Here is a 13,705-nt window from a genome sequence, read left to right on the forward strand (position 1 = left end):
GCTCAACTGTGTCGCGGCAAGGAAATGGTCACGACCAGACCCGGATCGGCGTTGGCCATGGCAAGGCGTCCGCCATAAGCTTCGACGATGTCGGAAACGATGGCCAGGCCAAGGCCGCCGCTGCCGCCCTTGCTGTCGAGCTGGACGCCACGCGACAAGGCGGACTCCCGATCGGCATCCGGTATGCCGGGGCCATCATCGGCGACAGTGACGATCACCTCGCCAGCGGTGGCGGATGCATCGACACGGACTGTCGACTTTGCATAGCGCGCGGCGTTCTCGACCAGATTGCCCAGGATTTCCGACAGGTCGCCTTCATCGATAGGCGCCATCAGATCTTCCGCGACCTCCATCTTGAATGAAAGCTGCTTGCCGCTTGGCGTCCGTTTGACGACGGCAACGACGCCAGCAGCTACGTCAGACACCAGGCAGGATGCCTTGCCCGAGACACCGGGCGCGAGGCGGGCGCGTGCGAGCTCCCGCTCGACATGGCGCCGGATCGCTCCCGCGCTCTTCTCGATCTCATCGGCCAGATCCGTCTCACCTTTCTTGCGCAAGGCACGGATGTCGGCCGACAGCACTTGCAGCGGCGTCTTGAGGCCGTGCGCCAGATCGGTAGCGCGCGATCGCGCCCGCGCCAGAGCCTTCTCCTGCGCATCGAGAAGACGATTGATTTCGTCCGCGAGCGGCTGCACCTCGCTTGGTGCCACCACATCGAGCCGTGCCGCTCGCCGCGCAATCACGCTTCCGACCGCGATCCGCAACGTCACCAGCGGCGCAAGGCCGATGGTGATCTGGATGAAAAACGCAGCCATGAGGACTGCAGCGAGCATCAGGAGAGCCGGAGCAAGGTCGCGAACATATTCGCTTACAGACGCCTCAACGGTTCGATGATCTTCCGCAACGATGGCGCGAAAGGACCGGCCTTCGGCATCGAGGATCGTACGCTCGACAGCTATACTGAGTTCGCCGCCCGGGCCCGTGAACTCCTCGACCTTTCGCAGCCCACCACTTGCGCTTCGGGCAGGCAGGAGCAGCTTGGCGTCCCACAAGGATCGCGAACGCTCGAGGCTGCCGGTGGCGATGTCCTCCACCTGCCAGTAGTAACCGGAGAGGGGAATGGCAAACCGCGGGTCGGTCAGCACTGGAGTTACGACAAGCCGGCCATCGCTTGTAAAGGTCGTTGCACCGATCAGTTCGTTGAGGTCGACCGTCAGCTCGCCCACCACGCGCCGCTCGACGTGAAGTTCGAACAGATAGCGCAAGCCGGCGCCGGCGATGCCGAGTGCGACAAGAATCGAGATGGTTGCCGCCAACCACAATCGGAAGCGGATCGAGTTGCCCATCAGGTGGCATCATCGGGCATCAGATACCCGAACCCGCGTCGTGTTTCGATGACATCGCTGCCGAGCTTGCGTCGCAGTCGCGCTACAATAACCTCGATCGCGTTCGGATCGCGGTCGTTGCCTGAATCGTAAAGATGCTCAGCCAGTTCGGTCGGCGCCACCACCCGCCCGGCATGATGCATCAGAAACGCCAGGAGCCGGTACTCCAACGGCGACAGGGAAACGGGAATGCCGCGAAGCGAAATGCGCATCTGGCGCGTGTCCAGAAGCAGCGGGCCGGACCTCAAAACGGGTGCCGCCTGCCCTGCCGAGCGACGCAGGATGGCGCGCAACCGGGCGAGCAGCTCCTCCATTTCAAAAGGCTTGGGAAGATAGTCGTCCGCACCGGAGTCGATGCCCTCGACACGCTCAGTCCACATCCCCCTTGCGGTGAGGATGAGAACCGGAAAACGGCGGGCGTTGGCTCGCCACCGTTTCAAGATCGTTAGGCCATCGAGCTTGGGCAATCCGAGATCCAGAATCGCGGCATCATAGTTCTCGACATCGCCTGCGAACCACGCAGCTTCGCCATCCTTTATGACATCGACCGCCATTCCTGACGCCTTGAGGACGGTCGCGATATCGGCAGCGATACGGGGTTCGTCTTCTGCGAGGAGTATCTTCATCAGTCACCCTCCCCATCGCGCATGATGACACCGGCGCCGGCGTCGACGTCGACGGTCTTTCGCCGGCCATCTGCACCGACGACCTGGAACCGGTAGATCCATTTGTCGGCCTTGCGGAAGAGATCGACCGCAACAACATCGCCGGGAGCTTTGGCGCGGACAACGTCCAGTATATCGGCAAGGCCCTTGATTTCGCCGTGCTCGTACAAATCCCGCGCCCGGTCATGGTCGCCGTCATCGTCCTCATCGGCACGTGCAACGAGAGGCATGGCCAGGACAAGTCCAGCGAGACCCAGCACCGCCAAACGCTTCAATCGGCTTTTCATCGGCAAGGCATGTCGCACGTTGAAGCTTTCAATTTGCTGTCAGTCATCCTCAGCCCGCAGCAAGCAGAGGGGCCATATCAAGGCATTATCGCGTCCAATCATGGCCGCGCCGAGAAGGATACCAGACCATGCGCAATTCCATGTTTGTCCTTGCAGCACTTGCAGGCCTCACGATCTTTGCCCTGCCGGCGGCAGCCGAATCGGATGAGGGATCATGTGGGGCGCCATCGTCCGTTGCCCCTTCCGGCCCGATCGACCTGCAGGCCATCCCGATGCAGGACGCAACCACCCCGAAAGCCATCAAGGGGGATGACGATGCGTGCGATGACCGGCAGGGCGATGAGGCCGACGAAAATGATTAGCTCTCTCGCTCGCAACGCCGCCCGCCACAGCACCTAGCCCCGCAGATGTCGTTGGCCAAGGCTCGCTGCACGGCTAGCAATTATCCAAAGTACCTACCAATTTCTGGAGCGTTTTCGTGATCCCCATTCAACACATCCACCCCGTTCTTGTTCATTTCCCAATTGTTCTGATCTACACGCTTGCGGCTATCGACCTTGTGGCTTTGGCTGGCGGCAACGCCGTCACCAGGAAATCGGGCGCCGGCACGATTTCAACTTTTGTGGCCCTGGCTGCCGGAGTGTTCGCCATTGGGACCTGGTTCTTCGGTGGTCTTGCCCTGGATCACGCCGAAGCGGCCGGCTTCAGCAGCGACATCGCGGAAGTCCACGAAAGCCTGGGGGGTATTACCGCCTTTGCCTTCCTGACCTGGGGACTTGTAAGGCTCGCACTCTGGATCCGGAATCGCGAGTTTCGAACGGTATCGATCGCCATTCCTCTGATTGAAGTTTGCGGAGCGGTGCTGGTCACTGCGACGGCCTACTATGGTGGACTGCTTGTCTACGAACTTGGCGTGAATGTCTCCAAGACCGCGATCGCTGGTTGACCGGCAGGCGCCCGTCATTCGCAACCCCACATTTGGACCATTTGCCTTGATGGCAAAATGATTCAGATCAAGGCGCTTGATGCATGGGAATTCTAAGAAGCCGGAGGTTTGGCAAACTCCGGAGAGCGAACATGCAAGCCGAAGCCATAATGAGCAAGCCGGTCGTCGGCATAGACCCGTCCGCATCGATCGCCGAGGCGGCCGGGTTGATGCTCTTCAGAAAGATCAGCGGCTTTCCCGTCATTCGCGGCGACGGCACCCTGGTGGGGATGGTCAGCGAGGGCGATTTCCTGCGTCGCGGGGAACTGGGCACGCAGCGCAAGCGCTCGCGCTGGCTGGAGTTTCTCGTCAGCCCCGGAAAAGCCGCCGATGAATATGTCCACGCCAATGGGCGACGGATCGACGAGGTGATGTCGCAAGATGTCGTCACGGCTTCCCCCACCGCATCGCTGGCCGAGATCGTCGAGCTCATGACGCGTCACCACATCAAACGCATTCCGGTGGTTGACGATGGGAAAGTCGTGGGTATCATCACCCGCTCTGATCTTCTGCGGGCACTGCTCAGCGTCCTTCCCGATGCCGCCCCTGCAGCCATCGATGACGAACAGATTCGGCAGAATATCACGACCGAACTAGCGGCGCAGAAATGGGCCGGCAAGGACTTGATCAACGTGACGGTGAACAATGGCGTGGTGAAACTGACCGGCGCCATCTTCGACGAACGTGAGCGCCAGGCGGCCATTGTTGCGGCCGAAAACGTCGCCGGCGTCAAAGCGGTCGAGGACCATCTCTTTTGCGCCGATCCCGTGTCCGCCATCCTTGTTTCGTAGCGGTGGCAGGACCAACACCGAGTTGATATCGCGAGCCGCCGTGCCACCGGGTTATAACGTCGCATTCGAGGATCGGCCCAGCGGCAAAACAGGTCGCGCCTCCACCTGCGGTCGGTTTTCATTGCCAGCCGACAGTTCGCGCAGGCTTCGCCGCACTCAGATCGCGGCTAGAAGTATCAATGGCCGAAGAAGCATCAGGGCGAATGCGACAAGCGCTGCGCCCGTGACTCTCTCTGCCATTCTTTTGCCTTCGCTGAAGCGCCGACCTAGCAAAAGCCACACCGATCCGGTGGCGGCTGTCATCACCAGGAGCGCAACCCAGAAGATCCCCAGAGCGCGCGGTTCAATGTTGATGTTGATCGGCACGATAGCCAGGCAATAAACAAAGGCCTTCGGGTTCAGGGCACTGGTCGCCGCAACAGATATGGCGTCGCCGTTTTGGGACGCGTTGATCCGAGCGCCCGCCGTCAGACGTAGGCCAAGAAACACGAGCCACGCGGCTGCAACCAGCCTAAGGATTTGAATGGCATCCGGCGACACAACGGGACGCAGCGAAAACCAGCATGCGGATGCGATCCCGTATCCGCATGCCTGAGCGACCAAAAGCTTGATCGCATTCGCTCGTTTGACTGCCCCCGCCATCAAAAGGGCGTTGGTTGGCCCTGGCGCGACAAAGAGCAGAGATGCTTCTAGAATAAATAGAGTGTCCAAACTGCCTGATCCTGTGGGATGAAAACCCATCAACTGCAAAAAGTCGGTTTGCATTGGCTCCGTCAAGACACGGACGGCACGAAATCCTCAAGGCTGATCTGCTCGATGTACTACCTTTGACCGGCTGCGTGCTGCAGTCGTGCGATCAGGTCGCTGTTACGGCAGTAGTCTGGCGGAACATCGGCATGCTGATGTTCGTCAAGCCAGGTCGAACATTCATCCTGGTGCCCGCAGGAACGACAGCGGTCCACAGCCCGATTGGTGACGCCCGCGTGATCCGCCACCGATTTCAATTGTTTGTCGACGCCGAGCTTCTGCATCATGCGACCCATCAAAGCGGTTCTGGCGTCAACCGAAATCAGGTAATCGAGAAAGGTCATGTTGATCACTCCTGCCTGCTGGCCATCCTTGCCACTGTTGGTGGCCGATGGCGTTGATCTCGATCAACAGGCTGTGTGGCGCAAAACCGAAGCGACAAGGCGGTCGAGAAAGGGCCGCTGACCGGCAAGCAGTTTTTGCCGGGCCAGGTCTAGATCCAGCCATTCACCGCGATCCACCTCGGAAAAAGACTGCTTGCGGCCGCTGCGTCGAGGCCATTCCATCTCAAACATGTTGCTGCGCAACGTCGTGGTATCGAAATCGCCTTCCAGCGCAAAAGCAGTGATGACCTTGCTCTTTCGCTGGCGCAACTCACCCAGATTGAGCAGGGTCCCGTTGGGCTCCCAGCCTGTCTCTTCCGCGAATTCGCGCCGCGCCGCGGCTTCCGGCAGCTCGCCCTCGTCGTACTCGCCCTTGGCGATGGACCAGGCGCCAAGATCGCGGCTTTGCCAGAATGGGCCGCCAGGATGGACGAGCAGCACCTGCAGCGCCTTGGTCGATCTACGATAGGGCAGAATGCCCGCGCTCCTTTTCATCATCGCTCAAGCCTCCCCAAGCGCCTACGATCTCGGACAGGCCGCATGAGGCTTGGGCCCTCGGTCGATCAGGTGCCCCGCCCTCTTCCGGTGCGACTGGCGGCTCTCTTGGCTGAAAAACCAGCGCTTGGTCGCCTCGGAGGCCAGCAGATAGAGCGCGGTGATTGCGACAAGCCCGGCAAGCACCGGCAGCGCCAAGGGTACGAAGCCGAACCAGGCTGCAAACGGCAGATAGGGGATCATGATCGCGACAACCCCGACACCCAATGTAAGCCAGGCAAGCAACGGGCTTGGACGGCTCGCCCAGAAAACCCTGTGCGTGCGCACAATGAGCACGATGGCAAGCTCCGTCAGCAGCGACTCGACAAACCAGGCGGTCTGGAATGCCGCCTCCGTGACATGCGCGAAAAACAGAAGGAACGCGAAGGTCGCGAAGTCGAACAACGAACTGACCAGGCCAAAGCTGATCATGAACCGTCGCACAAATTGGATGTCCCAGTGGCGAGGACGGCGCAATTGGTCGGTATCGACGTTGTCGCTTGCGATGGCGAGCGAAGGAACGTCTGAAAGGAAATTGTTGAGCAGGATTTGCTTTGCCAGAAGCGGAAGGAAAGGCAGGAACAACGAGGCTACAGCCATGCTGATCATGTTGCCGAAATTGGCGCTGGTGGTGATTGATATGTATTTCATCGTATTGGCGAATGTCTTGCGGCCATCGTCGACGCCGCGCACGAGCACGCCCAGGTCTTGCTTGAGAAGGATGATATCGGCCGCTTCGCGCGCGACATCGACAGCGGTGTCGACCGATATGCCTATGTCTGCCTCATGAAGGGCGGGCGCATCATTGATGCCGTCGCCGAGGTAACCGACGACATTGCCCCTGCTGCGCAAGGCCTGGACGATGCGCTCCTTCTGGTTGGGGTCGATCTCAACGAAGAGATCGGTGTGCTGCACGCCCGCAAAGAGCGCGCTCTTGGTCAATTTCGAAAGCTCCTCGCCGGTCATGATCCTGTTGGCGTGCAGGCCGACCGCCTGGGCAAGATGTGCGGCAACGTAGCGGTTGTCGCCCGAAATGACCTTCACCGCGATGCCGCGATGGGCGAGTTCGGCAAGTGTCTCCTTGACGCCTTCCTTTGGTGGGTCGAGGAAAAGCAGGAAGCCCGCGAAGACGAGATCGATTTCGTCTTTCCTGCTGAACGTTTTCCGGCTCTCAAATCGACGGATCGCCAGGCCCAGAACGCGGTAGCCGTCCGCGCTCCAGCGCCGGAATTTTTCATCGATCGCCGCACGCTGACTCTCATCGAGGGGTTCCAGCCCTTTCGCCGTGCTGACGAAGCCGCACGTCGCGAGGACATTCAGTACGGCGCCTTTGGTGATCAGGAGATCTTCCGCATCCCGGGTCCGCACAACAACGGATAGGCGCTTGCGAATGAAATCATAGGGGATCTCGTCGACCTTGGTGAAAGCGGCCGAGGATGCGCCCTCGCCCGGCGCGCCGGCGATCGCTTCGTCCAGCGGGTTCTTCAGCCCGGTCTGCAGGGTCGCGTTGAGACGTGCCCAAAGCAGGACGTCGGTTGACGGATTGCCGTCGACATCAAGCCACCGGTCGAGGTGGATCACGCCTTCCGTCAGCGTGCCAGTCTTGTCGGTGCACAGCACATCCATGCTGCCCAGATTCTCGATGGCGTCGAGACGGCGCACGATGACGCCGTTGGCAGCCATCGCGCGAGCCCCTCTAGCCAGGGTCACACTGATGATGGCCGGCAGGAGTTCCGGCGTAAGACCAACCGCAAGTGCGAGCGAAAACAGCAGCGATTCCATCAGCGGTCGATGCAGCATCAGGTTGGCGAAGAACACCAGGATGACAATCGCCAGCATGATCTCGGTCATCAGATAGCCGAAATGTCTTATGCCCCGGGCAAACCCGGTTTCGGGGATTTGGCGCTCCAGGGCCGCAGCGATCGATGCGAATTCAGTGCTGGCGCCGGTCGCTGCCGCAAGCACGGTTGCAGTGCCGCTGCGGACCGAAGTGCCGGTGAAAACGGCATTGCTACGCTGTGCGACGGAGGCGTCGGGCGCCGACCGTCCCGGTGCCTTCACAACGGGAAAGGTTTCGCCGGTCAGCACGGCCTCGCTGACATTGAAATCGCGCGCATCCAGAATAATACCGTCCGCAGGAATGAGGTTTCCGGCAGAGAGGCGGATCAAGTCGCCCGGCACGATATCTTCGGCAGCAATCGAACACTCGGCACTATCACGCAACACTATTGCCCTGCGCGAGATGCGCTGTTTCAGTGCTTCGGTTGCCCGGGACGCACCATACTCCTGAGTGAAACTCAGGATGCAGCTTGCCAGCACGATCGCACCGATGATCGTAGCCTCCTGGCCCTCTCCAACGAAGGCTGACACGCTGGCCGCGAAAATGAGGATCAGGACCAGCGGGCTACGGAACTGGCGGGCAAACACGATCAGGGCCGACGTGCTTGACCTCGACACCGGTGTGTTTCGGCCGAATTTTGCGAGCCTCGATGCCGCCTCGGAACCAGCCAGGCCCGAGGCAGATGCCTCGAGGCGGCGCAGGAGCTCATTGGTCTCGATCGACCAATAGGCACCGTCTGGCGGGACGGATAGCTGGTCAGCTTCGCCTATCATCAATACGACATGAAGCGATTGATGCTGCTCTCTTCGATCAGCGTGCGGGTGACGCCGCCAAACGCCCATTCCCGCAAGCGGCTATGGCCATAGGCGCCAGAGACGATCAGGTCCGCGTGGATCGAGCGGGCGAATGTCAGCAGCCGGTCGCCGTCGGCCTCGCCGGCGATCAGTTCGGTTCGCGCCTTGATACCATGATGTTCAAGAAACGTGGTGACGTCGTCGAGGCTGTCACGACTGGCCTCGCCGCGGTTGGTGTCTATCGTGGCGACGACAACTTCGTTGGCCTTGGCCAGAAATGGCAGTGCATCTGTTACGGCACGCCGCGCCTCCCTGGTGTCCTTCCAGGCAACCAGTACGGTTTTTGCACGGATATGCTCGATATTGCCCGCGGTGACCAGGACTGGCCGTCCTGCACCGAGCGCGAGGCTGCCGATATCCACGGCGCGAAAGACGTTGTCTCCATCCACGCCGCCGGTGACGATGAGGTCGGCCGCTCTGGCCGAAACGCTGAGGAACCGGGTCGGACTGCAGACCGCTTGCCCCCATTCACTGGTAATCGAAGCTGGCACCAGATCCTCGAACTCGGCACGCAATTCCGCAAGCCGCATTTCGATTTCCGTTCGCTGGATCTGCATGACCTCGCCTTCGTAGACCATGCCATCGCCCGTCGCGACCAGCGGCGGGACATCAGCTGCCGCCAAGCCAATAAGATGGGCTCCAAATCGTTCGGCAAGTTCGACCCCTACCCGCACAACGGGTGCGGGAGTCGCATCGATGGCGAGGTTCACGATGATTGACTTGTAGGACATTGCGGGTGCCTTTCGCTGAAACGGTGCAGTGCATGATGAATCGCATTCGCCGGCGCCCGATGCCTTGATGCGTATCAAGGACCCGCCAATTGCATCTGTGTTTGAAAAAGCGCCGGTTTCGATCCGTTTTGCGTGTGCGGCGAGAAGTGATAGTTAGCCCTGGTAGCACCGTCTCGAACCTAGGAACTTCAGGTGATCAAAGACGAAGAGCTCAGTCTGTCGCCCGGCGGGACGACGCTGAAATCACTTTTGTCACGAATGTTCGATCAGGCTCCGGGCTTTATTGCGCTCATCCGCGAGCCAGGTCACATTTTCGACCTGACCAATGCAGCCTACCAGCGATTGATCGGCAACAGGCAAGTGATTGGAAAGTCGGTGCGGGAGGCCTTTCCCGAGCTCGAAGGACATGAGTTTTTCGAACATCTGGACCACGTGTACACGACCGGCGAGCCATACAGGGGCCAGGGCGTAAAGGTCGGCCTTCGCAACAAAGTCGACGAGCCGGTCGAAGAACGCATCCTGGATTTCGTCTATCAGCCGATCAAGGCCGACGATGGCCGTATCACCGCGATCTTTGTTGAAGGCACAGATGTCAGCGACCTGTCCTTTGCAAACGCCGCACTTCGGTTGCGTGAGGACCATTTGCGATCGATCCTGGCCACAGTGCCGGACGCTATGGTGGTTATCGACGAACAAGGCCGGATCCAGTCCTTCAGCACGGCTGCCGAAACGCTGTTCGGATATCAGTCAAGCGAGGTCATTGGTAAAAACGTCAACATGCTAATGCCTTCGCCCTATCGCGACGAGCATGATGCCTATCTGCTGCGCTACCTGACGACGGGAGAACGCCGGATCATCGGGCTCGGCCGCACTGTTACCGGGGCGCGCAAGGATGGTACCACTTTTCCGATGGAGCTTTCCGTCGGTGAGATGCATCCTGGAACGGGCCGCTTCTTTACCGGCTTTTGCCGCGACCTGACCGAACGCCACCGGGCAGAAGCGAGAATCCAGGAGCAGCAGCAGGAGCTCCTTCACATGGCGCGGTTTACCGCGCTTGGCGAAATGGCTTCGACGCTTGCTCACGAGATCAACCAGCCACTGACGGCGATCACGAATTACCTCAAGGGCAGCCGTCGGCTGCTCGAGAAGAGCACGGAAGAGAACGCGCCCATGCTGCGGGATGCCGTCGACAAGGCAGCTGAGCAGGCGCTACGCGCAGGCGACGTCATCCGTCATCTGAGAGATTTTGTTGCAAGGGGCGAAAGTGAACGTCAGGTTGAACGACTGCCGGCTCTGATCGAGGAAGCCTCGTCGCTCGCGCTGGTCGGCGCAAGGGAGATAAATGTCCTCGTCAGCTACAAGCTTGACCCCGCCGCCGAACTGGTCTTGACCGATCGCATCCAGATTCAGCAGGTTCTGCTCAACCTGATGCGCAACGCGGTGGAGGCCATGCAGGGCGAGCCGCGCCGCGAATTGAAAGTCACAACCGTTGCCCGGGATGATGGGATGGCCGAGGTGAGCGTGATCGATACCGGCCCAGGCCTCGCCCCGGAGGTTGCGGCGCAACTTTTCCAGCCGTTTGTAACCACCAAGAAGCAAGGCATGGGAGTTGGCCTTTCCATTTGCCGCACGATCGTTGAATCGCACGGTGGTCACATATGGGCCGAGGCAGTGCCGGCTGGGGGCACCGCCTTTCGGTTCACCTTGCGCATCGTGGGAAAAGAAGAGGTCTCCAATGGCCGATAGCGATCTGGTACATGTGGTCGACGACGACGTCGATGTTCGCAAGTCGCTCGGTTTTCTCCTGGCCACAGCAGACTTCGCTGTGCGCTTGCACGAATCGGCCACAGCTTTTCTCTCGACGGCACAGAGCAATCTCGACGGCTGCATTGTCACCGACGTGCGCATGCCGGGCATAGACGGCATCGAGTTCCTGCGCCAGCTCAGAACAAGTGGACATACAATTCCGGTGATTGTCATGACGGGCCATGCCGATGTGGCGCTTGCCGTACAGGCGATGAAGGAAGGCGCTTCCGACTTCATCGAAAAACCGTTCGACGACGAGGTGCTCATTGGCGCGATTCGCTCCGCGCTGGCCAACCGCAACCAGGTCAATGCTGCGCACCCGCAGTCTGCGGAAATTAGCGGGCGTCTGTCGACCTTGTCAGAGCGCGAGCGGCAGGTGCTAGACGGGCTGGTGTCGGGTCTGCCAAACAAGACGATCGCTTATGACCTCGGAATCAGCCCGCGCACCGTCGAGATCCATCGTGCCAACGTCATGAGCAAGATGGGCGCGGGCAGCCTGTCACACCTTGTGCGCATGGCGCTGATCGTGGAATCCAGATCCTAGGGAGAGCCTTCGAGAGGTTTGTCAAATCGGGCCTTCGCCTGTTCCGGCTCCCAGTCGCGCCAGTGGGTCGGCCGAATGTCAACACGAGCGCCGGTGGTGGCATTCCTCCACCCTTCGCGATCCTTTATGCAAGGAAATACGAGCGCGTGCTCCCCCTCTTCGTCGAAGACGGCCAGTTCGAGGTCGCGACCAGACGGTGCGCTTAGGATTGGGTTCCACATCGGGCAATGATCTCAAAAGCGAAGGTGGGCGCTTTGATCTGGATCATTTCCGAAATTGCGCGATACGATTTTCTGCAAGACGGATGTCAGTCATTGCGGCACCGGCCGGATCGTCGTTTCGTATCAGTTGGGCGCCGTCGGACGACATCTCCGCGTTTGACACGCATCAAGGTCCTTGCCCTTCCGTTGTGGCTAGCTCGCTTCGACGCAAAAGGGTTGCCGCGATGGCTTTCAAAACGATCATGGTTCAGCTGGACGTGGACGGCATCGCCGCGCCATGTATCGCGATGGCGTGGAATCTTGCTCAACGGCATGATGCCGATCTGATCGGCTTCTGTGCGGCCGAGCCTCATTTCGTCATCCCAACTGGCGTCGACAATCAGGCCTCGGCTAGGGCGATGTGGGCTCAAGTGGAGCAGATTGAAGGCCGCCTCGACTGCTTGAAAGAAGAATTTCTTACTACCGTCAGCGGCAGCAATCGTGCCTCGTGGCGTGGCGAAATTGGGAACCCGACGGCCCAGCTTGCGCTCAACGCACGTGCCGCCGACCTGATCATAACCGGCTCGCCTTCGATCGACCTGGTGAGCGACCATCGCCGCACCCTGGACACGGCAAGTCTCATCCTGGCAGCCGGCCGCCCGATACTTGTGGCGTCGGAGACCCGTGCCTCGATCAAGGCCGATAGCATCTTGATTGCATGGAACGACACGCGGGAAGCGCGACGCGCCGTCGCCGACGCCTTGCCCTTCCTGATCGCCGCCACGGATGTCGTTCTCGCCACCGTGAACAACGGGGACACCACACCTGCCGAAGATCTTGCGGACGTCGAGCTCTTCCTGACACGACACGGCGTAAAGGCGCGATCGGAAGTCTTGGATGCACGGCGCTCCGAACCGGCGGACCTGCTCCTCCGGATCGGCCAGGAGATTTCGGCCGATCTGATTGTTCTGGGTGGCTATGGCCACAGCCGCGTGCGGGAAATGACCTTTGGCGGCGTGACGCGTTCTGTCCTGCGCAGCGGATCACTGCATCGGTTCATATCGAACTGAGCCAAAAGACATCTCAGGCCCCCTGATATTGATATGAATCAAGGTCGGCTTTTCGCGCAAACCGCTACACAGTCCAGGCAGCGGGGGCGGCGCGGCGGTATCAGTGAATGCTCAATAGGCAAAGGTAAGTCGACATGAATTATCAGCGGTTCTTCGAAGAAGCGATCGACCAGCTCCATGCAGAGCGTCGCTACCGCGTCTTCGCCGACCTCGAGCGGATCGTCGGAAAATTTCCCCGTGCCATCTGGCGCTCCAACGGCCGCGCCGAGGAAATCACCGTCTGGTGCTCCAACGACTATCTCGGCATGGGCCAGCACCCTGACGTCATCGCCGCGTTCCAGGCCGCAGCCGGCAAGATGGGCTCCGGCGCCGGCGGCACCCGCAACATTTCGGGCACCAGCAACCCGCTGGTCGAGCTCGAGCTGGAACTGGCCGACCTGCACGACAAGGAAGCCGCCCTGGTCTTCACCTCGGGCTTCGTCTCCAACGAAGCCTCGATCTCGACCATTGCGCGGCTTTTGCCGAACTGCCTGATCATCTCGGACGAGCTGAACCACGCTTCGATGATCGAAGGCGTGCGGCGCTCGGGCGCCGAGAAGAAGATTTTCCGCCACAACGACGTCGCCCATCTCGAAAGCCTGCTGCAGGCGGCCGGCCGCGAACGCGCCAAGCTGATCGTCTTCGAGAGCGTCTATTCGATGGATGGCGACATCGCGCCGATCCGGCAGATCGTCGAGCTGGCCGAGCGCTACAACGCCATGACCTATATCGACGAGGTTCACGCCGTCGGCATGTACGGACCGCGCGGCGGCGGCATCACCGAGCGCGAAGGCCTGGCCGACCGCATCGACATCATCGAAGGCACGCTGGCCAAGGCGTTCGG

Annotated in this window: 15 protein-coding genes; 7 read left to right on the forward strand and 8 right to left on the reverse strand. The window is 60.4% G+C overall.

Going from position 1 to position 13,705, the window contains the following annotated elements:
* Positions 1-2: 2 nt before the first annotated feature.
* Genes AC1DXU_RS29380 through AC1DXU_RS29390 form a run of 3 tightly spaced genes read right to left on the reverse strand, consistent with a single transcriptional unit; the run spans position 3 to position 2,325 of the window.
* The gene (locus AC1DXU_RS29380; RefSeq protein WP_477374581.1) at positions 3-1,346 is read right to left on the reverse strand and encodes a sensor histidine kinase; all 1,344 of its coding nucleotides are present in this window, start codon (positions 1,344-1,346) and stop codon (positions 3-5) included.
* The gene (locus tag AC1DXU_RS29385; protein WP_477374583.1) at positions 1,346-2,011 is read right to left on the reverse strand and encodes a response regulator transcription factor; all 666 of its coding nucleotides are present in this window, start codon (positions 2,009-2,011) and stop codon (positions 1,346-1,348) included. Before AC1DXU_RS29385 ends, AC1DXU_RS29380 begins: the two co-directional genes overlap by 1 nt.
* Entirely contained in the window at positions 2,011-2,325 is a 315-nt protein-coding gene (locus AC1DXU_RS29390) for a PepSY domain-containing protein (RefSeq protein ID WP_477374585.1), read from the reverse strand. Before AC1DXU_RS29390 ends, AC1DXU_RS29385 begins: the two co-directional genes overlap by 1 nt.
* A 140-nt stretch (positions 2,326-2,465) precedes the next feature.
* On the opposite strand from AC1DXU_RS29390, the gene AC1DXU_RS29395 reads away from it, so the two are divergent.
* From AC1DXU_RS29395 to AC1DXU_RS29405, 3 genes are all read left to right on the forward strand, one after another.
* Positions 2,466-2,699, forward strand: a complete 234-nt coding sequence (locus AC1DXU_RS29395) for a hypothetical protein (protein ID WP_477374587.1) — start codon at positions 2,466-2,468, stop codon at positions 2,697-2,699.
* Between the two features lie 116 nt (positions 2,700-2,815).
* Positions 2,816-3,283, forward strand: coding sequence for a DUF2231 domain-containing protein (locus AC1DXU_RS29400; RefSeq protein WP_477374589.1), 468 nt, complete (start codon positions 2,816-2,818; stop codon positions 3,281-3,283).
* A gap of 131 nt (positions 3,284-3,414) precedes the next feature.
* Positions 3,415-4,113, forward strand: a complete 699-nt coding sequence (locus tag AC1DXU_RS29405; RefSeq protein WP_477374591.1) for a CBS domain-containing protein — start codon at positions 3,415-3,417, stop codon at positions 4,111-4,113.
* Positions 4,114-4,269: 156 nt separating this feature from the next.
* Here the strand turns inward: AC1DXU_RS29405 and AC1DXU_RS29410 are convergent, their stop codons facing one another.
* From AC1DXU_RS29410 to AC1DXU_RS29430, 5 genes are all read right to left on the reverse strand, one after another.
* Positions 4,270-4,878: a LysE family transporter gene (locus AC1DXU_RS29410; RefSeq protein ID WP_477374593.1), complete on the reverse strand. Its 609-nt coding sequence runs from the start codon at positions 4,876-4,878 to the stop codon at positions 4,270-4,272.
* A 56-nt stretch (positions 4,879-4,934) separates the two neighbouring features.
* Positions 4,935-5,204, reverse strand: a complete 270-nt coding sequence (locus AC1DXU_RS29415) for a DUF6455 family protein (protein ID WP_477374595.1) — start codon at positions 5,202-5,204, stop codon at positions 4,935-4,937.
* A gap of 63 nt (positions 5,205-5,267) precedes the next feature.
* Complete coding sequence (locus AC1DXU_RS29420) at positions 5,268-5,741, reverse strand: NUDIX hydrolase (RefSeq protein ID WP_477374597.1); 474 nt, start codon at positions 5,739-5,741, stop codon at positions 5,268-5,270.
* Positions 5,742-5,762: 21 nt separating this feature from the next.
* Positions 5,763-8,390 (reverse strand): magnesium-translocating P-type ATPase, encoded by a 2,628-nt coding sequence (mgtA, locus tag AC1DXU_RS29425; protein ID WP_477374599.1) that lies wholly within the window; start codon positions 8,388-8,390, stop codon positions 5,763-5,765.
* Positions 8,390-9,202, reverse strand: coding sequence for a universal stress protein (locus AC1DXU_RS29430; protein ID WP_477374608.1), 813 nt, complete (start codon positions 9,200-9,202; stop codon positions 8,390-8,392). Before AC1DXU_RS29430 ends, mgtA begins: the two co-directional genes overlap by 1 nt.
* Before the next feature lie 258 nt (positions 9,203-9,460).
* Here AC1DXU_RS29430 and AC1DXU_RS29435 point away from each other — a divergent pair, with 258 nt between their 5' ends.
* From AC1DXU_RS29435 to hemA, 4 genes are all read left to right on the forward strand, one after another.
* Positions 9,461-10,948: a PAS domain S-box protein gene (locus AC1DXU_RS29435; RefSeq protein WP_477374610.1), complete on the forward strand. Its 1,488-nt coding sequence runs from the start codon at positions 9,461-9,463 to the stop codon at positions 10,946-10,948.
* The gene (gene fixJ, locus AC1DXU_RS29440; protein WP_477374601.1) at positions 10,938-11,552 is read left to right on the forward strand and encodes a response regulator FixJ; all 615 of its coding nucleotides are present in this window, start codon (positions 10,938-10,940) and stop codon (positions 11,550-11,552) included. Before AC1DXU_RS29435 ends, fixJ begins: the two co-directional genes overlap by 11 nt.
* Before the next feature lie 445 nt (positions 11,553-11,997).
* Positions 11,998-12,822, forward strand: coding sequence for a universal stress protein (locus AC1DXU_RS29445; protein WP_477374603.1), 825 nt, complete (start codon positions 11,998-12,000; stop codon positions 12,820-12,822).
* A 134-nt stretch (positions 12,823-12,956) separates the two neighbouring features.
* On the forward strand, positions 12,957-13,705 hold a 749-nt coding region (gene hemA / locus AC1DXU_RS29450), incomplete at its 3' end, for a 5-aminolevulinate synthase (RefSeq protein WP_477374605.1).

The sequence above is a fragment of the Mesorhizobium sp. P3_A10 genome, from assembly GCF_056403175.1.

What these genes read in the sequence shown, in the direction of transcription:
- AC1DXU_RS29380 (WP_477374581.1), bottom strand. Translation starts at nt 1,346, where the DNA reads ATGGGCAACTCGATCCGCTTCCGATTGTGGTTGGCGGCAACCATCTCG.
- AC1DXU_RS29385 (WP_477374583.1), bottom strand. Translation starts at nt 2,011, where the DNA reads ATGAAGATACTCCTCGCAGAAGACGAACCCCGTATCGCTGCCGATATC.
- AC1DXU_RS29395 (WP_477374587.1), top strand. Translation starts at nt 2,466, where the DNA reads ATGCGCAATTCCATGTTTGTCCTTGCAGCACTTGCAGGCCTCACGATC.
- AC1DXU_RS29405 (WP_477374591.1), top strand. Translation starts at nt 3,415, where the DNA reads ATGCAAGCCGAAGCCATAATGAGCAAGCCGGTCGTCGGCATAGACCCG.
- AC1DXU_RS29410 (WP_477374593.1), bottom strand. Translation starts at nt 4,878, where the DNA reads ATGCAAACCGACTTTTTGCAGTTGATGGGTTTTCATCCCACAGGATCA.
- AC1DXU_RS29415 (WP_477374595.1), bottom strand. Translation starts at nt 5,204, where the DNA reads ATGACCTTTCTCGATTACCTGATTTCGGTTGACGCCAGAACCGCTTTG.
- AC1DXU_RS29420 (WP_477374597.1), bottom strand. Translation starts at nt 5,741, where the DNA reads ATGATGAAAAGGAGCGCGGGCATTCTGCCCTATCGTAGATCGACCAAG.
- mgtA (WP_477374599.1), bottom strand. Translation starts at nt 8,390, where the DNA reads ATGATAGGCGAAGCTGACCAGCTATCCGTCCCGCCAGACGGTGCCTAT.
- AC1DXU_RS29430 (WP_477374608.1), bottom strand. Translation starts at nt 9,202, where the DNA reads ATGTCCTACAAGTCAATCATCGTGAACCTCGCCATCGATGCGACTCCC.
- AC1DXU_RS29435 (WP_477374610.1), top strand. Translation starts at nt 9,461, where the DNA reads ATGTTCGATCAGGCTCCGGGCTTTATTGCGCTCATCCGCGAGCCAGGT.
- fixJ (WP_477374601.1), top strand. Translation starts at nt 10,938, where the DNA reads ATGGCCGATAGCGATCTGGTACATGTGGTCGACGACGACGTCGATGTT.
- AC1DXU_RS29445 (WP_477374603.1), top strand. Translation starts at nt 11,998, where the DNA reads ATGGCTTTCAAAACGATCATGGTTCAGCTGGACGTGGACGGCATCGCC.